General features: G+C 59.9%; 2 protein-coding genes. Both read left to right on the top strand.

Annotated features, from left to right (window positions below):
• Positions 1-104 precede the first annotated feature (104 nt).
• Positions 105-1,637, top strand: coding sequence for an IS21 family transposase (gene istA, locus BMZ24_RS19280; protein ID WP_092194746.1), 1,533 nt, complete (start codon positions 105-107; stop codon positions 1,635-1,637).
• Complete coding sequence (istB, locus tag BMZ24_RS19275) at positions 1,631-2,374, top strand: IS21-like element helper ATPase IstB (protein WP_092194744.1); 744 nt, start codon at positions 1,631-1,633, stop codon at positions 2,372-2,374. The genes istA and istB overlap by 7 nt, the downstream gene beginning before the upstream one ends.
• Positions 2,375-2,402: the final 28 nt, after the last annotated feature.

Here is a 2,402-nt window from a genome sequence, read left to right as displayed (position 1 = left end):
CCCAACGGCGTCAGACTCGGTGGAAAATTCGCAGCGGATGCGGCGCTGGATAAATCGGGCATACTCCTTTTCAGGAGGTGCCCATGCCCAATTCGAGGTTATCCATGCGCAAGATCAAAGACGTTTTACGACTGCATTTCAACCGGGACCTGTCCGCACGCCAGATCGGCCTCAGTCTCAAGATCTCACACAACACCGCCTCCGAGTACCTACGCAGGGCTCAGGCTGCCAACCTCAGTTGGCCGTTGCCGCCAAGCCTGTCCGACTCAGAGCTTGAAAACCTGCTCTTTCCATCCCTGCCGCCAAGTTCCGTGAAGCGACCGGAACCGAACTGGGCCGACGTCCACATAGAGCGCAAGCGTCGTTCCGTGACCCTGCTTCTGCTCTGGGATGAGTACAAGGCGCAGCATCCTGACGGCCTGCAATACAGTTGCTTCTGCGCTCGCTACCGAGCCTTCGTGGGCAAACTCAAGCCATCCATGCGCCAGGTCCACGTGGCCGGAGAGAAGGCCTTCATCGACTACGCGGGCCAGACCATCCCCATTCAAGACCCATTCAGCGGCGAGGTTCGTGAGGCCCAAATTTTTGTGGCCGTGCTCGGCGCCAGCAACTTCACCTTTGCCGAGGCCACGTGGACACAGAGCCTGCCGGACTGGATCGGCTCCCATGTCCGTACCTTCACCTTTCTCGGCGGTGTTCCGCATCTGCTTGTCCCCGACAATCTGCGGTCGGGCGTCAATAAGACCTGCCGCTACGAGCCCGACATCAATCCAACCTACGACGACATGGCGGCCCATTACGGTGCAGCCGTCATCCCGGCCAGAGTGCGCAAACCTAAAGACAAGGCCAAGGTCGAGGTCGCCGTGCAAATCGTGGAGCGCTGGATTCTGGCGAGGTTGCGCAATCGAGTCTTCCTATCCTTGAACGAGGCCAACCGTGCCATCGCCGCCTTGGTGACTGACCTCAACACCCGACCGTTCAAAAAGTTGCCCGGCAACAGGAGAGAGGCTTTCGAAACGCTGGACAAGCCAGCACTCCTGCCGCTGCCGTGCGCCCCTTACGTCTTTGCCGAGTGGAAGCAGGCCACCGTCAACATCGACTACCATGTCGAAGTAGACGGGCATTATTACTCCGTGCCGTGCAGCCTCATCAAAAAACGTATCGACGTCCGGATCACGGCCACCACCGTTGAATGCTTCCACAAGGGCCAACGTGTGTCTGCCCATCCCCGGTCCATGCAGAAAGGACGGCATACGACCGTCATGGAGCACATGCCCAAAAGTCACCAAGAGTACGCGGGCTGGACCCCGGAGCGCCTCGCGCAATGGGCGCTAACGCTCGGCCCCAATGTCTCTGCGTTGACGGAAGCCATCATGGGTTCACGCAAACACCCCGTACAGGGCTACAGATCCTGCCTGGGCGTCATCGGCCTGGCCAAGGAGCACGGATCCGCACGCCTGGACGCGGCCTGTGAGCGGGCGCTGCATCTGGGAGCCCTTTCCCAGAAAAGTCTCAAGTCCATCCTCAAGACCGGCCTGGACCGTCTGCCGTTGCCGATCCACAACGCCGACCAGACTCCCATACCCCACGACAACGTGCGTGGTCCGGAATACTACCGCAAGGAGGCCTCATGCTGAGCCATCCAACCTCGCAGACTCTCAATGCCTTGGGCCTTGGCGGCATGGCCAAGGCTCTGGAGGAACAGCGGGCCATGCAGAGCATCGAGGAACTGTGCTTTGAAGAGCGCCTGGCGCTCCTCATCGACCGCGAAAAACTGCACCGCATGAACCGCCGTCTTACGACCCGGTTAAAGAAAGCAAAACTCAGGCACGCAGCCTGCTTCGAGGATATCGACCTTCACTCGCCAAGGGGGCTCGACAAGACCTTGGTCATGAGTCTGGGCTCCTGCTCCTGGGTCGGCAAAGGACACAACGTGCTCATCACCGGGGCGACGGGCGTAGGGAAGAGCTTCCTGGCCTGCGCCCTGGCTCACAAGGCCTGTCTGGAAGGCTTCGACGCCTTGTACATGCGCTTGCCTCGACTCATTGAGGATCTACTGATCGCCAAAGCCGACGGTCGGTACGGAAAGCTCATGCGGTCCTTTGCCAAAACGCCTTTGCTCGTGCTCGACGACTGGGGCTTGACCCCGATGACCCCGGCCACATGCAGGGAGCTGCTTGAACTGTTCGAAGACCGCCACGGCAGGCACTCGACCATCGTCACCAGCCAACTGCCAGTGGCAGCCTGGCACGAGTACCTCGCTGATGCGACCGTGGCTGACGCTATCCTCGACCGCCTTGTACACAACGCCTACCAGCTCAACCTCAAAGGAGAATCCATGCGGAAGATGAAATCCATCATTGACCCCAACTGACCAGTTCCCATAGCGTCCCAAAACCAGC

This window comes from Desulfomicrobium norvegicum (assembly GCF_900114595.1).
GTDB lineage: Bacteria > Desulfobacterota > Desulfovibrionia > Desulfovibrionales > Desulfomicrobiaceae > Desulfomicrobium > Desulfomicrobium macestii.
This window is presented reverse-complemented; position numbering and strand designations above follow the sequence as displayed.

Excerpts from the sequence above, each read along its gene's own strand:
- istA (WP_092194746.1), top strand. The coding sequence starts at position 105 with ATGCGCAAGATCAAAGACGTTTTACGACTGCATTTCAACCGGGACCTG.
- istB (WP_092194744.1), top strand. The coding sequence starts at position 1,631 with ATGCTGAGCCATCCAACCTCGCAGACTCTCAATGCCTTGGGCCTTGGC.